Below are 3,805 nucleotides of genomic sequence, written 5' to 3' on the forward strand. Positions count from 1 at the left end.
AGACCAAGGAGCTCAAGAGCGAGGTCGTGATCACCGAGAAAGACGGTGTCCTGACCGGTCGTATCGAAAAGCTGCTGCGCAAGGGGGCCGATCCCAACCGGCGCTGCACCGCCTGCACCGATGACCGTAAAGACCAGCCCATGGTGGGGTTGGAGATCATCCGCGGTGTGCGCAAGGTCGAGGGCAAGGACGTCTGGGAAGGCGGCACCATCCTCGATCCCGAATCCGGCAAGACCTACAACGTGCGCCTGACGCCCGTCGAGGGCGGGGCCAAGCTGGAGGTGCGCGGCTCGGTGCTGTTCATCGGTCGTACCCAAACCTGGGTGCGCGCGCAGTGACGCGCCGCGCCCGCTGACCGCGAGGAACCCTATCCATGTCTCGATTCCAAGTTCGCCGCGTGGCCGTGCTGGGCGCGGGCGTCATGGGCGCGCAAATCGCCGCCCATCTCGTCAACGTGCGCGTGCCCGTGATTCTGTTCGACCTGCCCAAGGACGGTGCCGACAAGAGCGCCATCGCCCGTCAGGCCATCGCCAACCTGAAAAAACTCAAACCCAGCCCGCTGGGGGTGGCCGACGAGGCTGAGCTGATCCAGCCCGCCAACTACGACGAGCACCTGGGCCTGCTGGCCGAGTGCGACCTGGTGATCGAGGCCATCGCCGAGCGCATGGACTGGAAACACCAGCTCTACGCGCGCATCGCCCCGCACCTGGCGCCGCACGCCATTTTGGCCACCAACACCTCGGGCCTCTCCATTGGCCAGCTCGCCGAGCCGCTGCCCGAGGCGCTGCGCCCGCGTTTTTGCGGCATCCACTTCTTCAACCCCCCGCGCTACATGCCGCTGGTGGAGTTGATCGCCACCGCGCAAACGCTCGCCGACGTGCTGGATGCGCTGGAGGGGTTTGTCACCACCACGCTGGGCAAGAACGTGGTGCGCGCCAAAGATACGCCCAACTTCGTGGCCAACCGGATCGGTATCGCGGGCATGCTCTCCACCATGCGCGAAGCCGAGCGCTACGGGCTGACGTTCGACATCGTCGATGACCTCACCGGCAAGCGCCTGGGGCGCGCCTCCAGTGGCACCTTCCGCACCGCCGACGTGGTGGGGCTGGACACGCTGGCGCACGTGATCCGCACGATGCAAACCCAGCTCAGCCCCGAGACCGACCCGTTCTACGACACCTTTGCCACCCCGGCGGTGCTGCAGGCACTGCTCGACAAAGGCCACCTGGGCCAAAAGACCAAGGCGGGCTTTTACAAAAAGGCGGGGCGTGATGTGCTGCGCTTCGACCTGGCCAAGGGCGATTACGTGCCCGCGGGCGCCAAGGCCGACGAGGTGTACGGGCGCATGCTCAAAAAGCCCGCGCCCGAGCGGTTGCGCCTGCTGCGCAACGCCGAAGGGCCGCAGGGGCGCTTCCTGTGGGCCATCCTGCGCAACGGTTTTCACTACGCCGCGGTGCACTTGCAAACCATCGCCGAGACCGCGCGTGACGTGGACCAGGCCATGCGCTGGGGCTTTGGCATGAGCCAGGGGCCGTTCGAACTTTGGCAAGAGGCGGGCTGGCTGGACGTGGCACGCATGGTGCAGGAAGATATCGACGCTGGGCGCGCGCTGTGCCGCACGCCGCTGCCGGAGTGGGTGTTCCACGGTCCGGTGGCCGAGCGCGGTGGGGTGCACCAGCCCGAGGGCTCTTGGAATCCGGCCACCGGTCGGTTCGAGCCGCCGCGCACGCTGCCGGTGCACGCGCGCCAGCTCTACCGCGAGCGCGTGTTCGGTGAGACCGGCCCCGACTGGCGCACCGATGGCACCACGGTGTATGAGGACGACGCGATCCGCCTGTGGACGCTGGCGCGTCCCGGGCTGGACGATGTGCTGATCGCCAGCCTCAAGACCAAGATGCACGCCATCAGCCCGGCGGTGGTGGAGGGGCTGGACCGCGCGGTGGATGAGGCCGAGGCGCGCTTTGGCGGCCTGGTCGTGTGGTCGGGCGACGAGCCGTTTTCGGTGGGTGCCGACCTGCAGGCCACGCTGCCCGCATTTGCCGCCATGGGCGTGCAGGCCATCGAGTCGGTGGAGTCGGAGATGCAGCGCGTCATGCTGCGCCTGCGCTACGCGCTGGTGCCGACCGTGGCTGCGGTGCGCGGCATGGCGCTGGGTGGCGGCTGCGAGCTGGCGGTGCACTGTGCCCGCCGCGTGGCGCACATGGAGAGCTACATCGGCTTGGTGGAAGTGGGTGTGGGCCTCATTCCCGGCGCGGGCGGGCTGACCTATATCGCCCGCCGCGCCGCGGAAAACGCGCGTCTGTCGACCGGCACCGATTTGCTGCCCTTCTTGACCGAAGGCTTCAAGGCTGCGGCGATGGCCACCGTGGGCACGAGCGCGTTGGAGAGCCGAAAGCTGGGCTACCTGCTGGACAGCGACCTGATCGTGCCGCACCGCGACGAGCTGCTGTTCGTGGCGCTGCGCACCGCCCAGGCCATGGCCGAGGCCGGCTACCGCCCGCCGCTGAAGCGGCTCTTCCCCGTCGCCGGGCGTTCGGGCAAGGCCACCATCCTGGGGTCGCTGGTCAACATGCGCGACGGTGGCTTCATGACCGCGTACGACTTCGAGATCGCCAGCCGCATCGCCCACGTCGTCACCGGCGGTGACGTCGAGCCGGGCACCCTGGTCAGCGAAGAGTACTTGATGAAGCTCGAGCGCGAGGCCTTCTGCGCCCTGATCACCCAGCCCAAGACCCAGGAACGCATCATGGCGCTGCTCAATACCGGCAAGCCGCTGCGCAACTGACCCCGATGCGGAGATACCCGACATGAAACACCTTCGAGACGCCTATATCGTCGCGGCCACCCGCACGCCGATCGGCAAATCCCACAAGGGCTACTACCGTCATACCCGGCCCGACGACCTGCTGGCCCACGTGCTGCGCGCCGCCGTTGCCCAAGTGCCGGGTCTCGACCCCGCTGCCATCGAAGACGTGATCTGCGGTTGCGCGATTCCTGAGGCCCAGCAGGGCCTCAACGTCGCGCGCGTGGGCGCCGTGCTGGCCGGTCTGCCCAAGAGCGTGGGTGGCATCACCGTCAACCGCTTTTGCGCATCGGGCCTGTCGGCCGTGCAGATGGCCGCCGACCGCATCCGCGTGGGCGAGGCCGATGTGATGATCGCCGCCGGCGTCGAGAGCATGAGCATGGTGCCGATGATGGGCAACACGCCCAGCCTGTCGCCCAGCATCTTCGCCAACCTCGACAACGTCGAGGACTACGGTATCGCCTACGGCATGGGCCTGACCGCCGAAAAGGTCGCCCAGCAGTGGAAGGTGTCGCGCCAGGCGCAGGATGCGTTTGCTCTGCAGTCGCACCAGCGTGCCATCCGCGCGCAACAGGCCGGCGAGTTCGCCGACGAAATCACCCCGGTGGACGTGGTCGAGCGCACGCTGGACCTGGACAGCGGCGAGGTGCGCACCACCACGCGCACCGTCACGCTGGACGAGGGCCCACGCGCCGACACCAACCTGGAAGCGCTGGCCAAGCTCAAACCCGTCTTTGCCACGCCGTGGCGCGCCGACCGCACGCCCACGGGGCTGGGCACGGTGACGGCCGGCAACAGCTCGCAAACCTCCGATGGCGCCGGTGCCCTGATCCTGGCCAGCGAGGACGCCGTCAAGCGCTTTGGCCTGCAGCCGCTGGCGCGCTTTGTCAGCTACGCCAGCCGCGGGGTGCCACCGCACATCATGGGCATCGGGCCGATCGAAGCCATCCCCGCCGCGCTCAAGGCCGCCGGCCTGAAGCAAGACGATTTGGACTGGATCGA

General features: G+C 68.1%; 3 protein-coding genes. All 3 read left to right on the plus strand.

The annotated features are described in order from the left end of the window. Positions 1-338: DUF2147 domain-containing protein (locus Q0716_RS00765; protein WP_299018620.1), on the plus strand; the 338-nt coding region annotated here is incomplete at its 5' end. A gap of 35 nt (positions 339-373) precedes the next feature. Beyond that, positions 374-2,785: a 3-hydroxyacyl-CoA dehydrogenase/enoyl-CoA hydratase family protein gene (locus Q0716_RS00770; protein ID WP_299018622.1), complete on the plus strand. Its 2,412-nt coding sequence runs from the start codon at positions 374-376 to the stop codon at positions 2,783-2,785. 22 nt (positions 2,786-2,807) lie between these two features. Further along, on the plus strand, positions 2,808-3,805 hold a 998-nt coding region (locus Q0716_RS00775), incomplete at its 3' end, for an acetyl-CoA C-acyltransferase (protein ID WP_299018624.1).

The organism is uncultured Tepidimonas sp. (assembly GCF_938045175.1).
Lineage (GTDB): Bacteria > Pseudomonadota > Gammaproteobacteria > Burkholderiales > Burkholderiaceae_C > Tepidimonas.

Bases quoted from the DNA above. Each gene is read 5' to 3' on its own strand.
- Q0716_RS00770 (WP_299018622.1), top strand. From the start codon at position 374: ATGTCTCGATTCCAAGTTCGCCGCGTGGCCGTGCTGGGCGCGGGCGTC.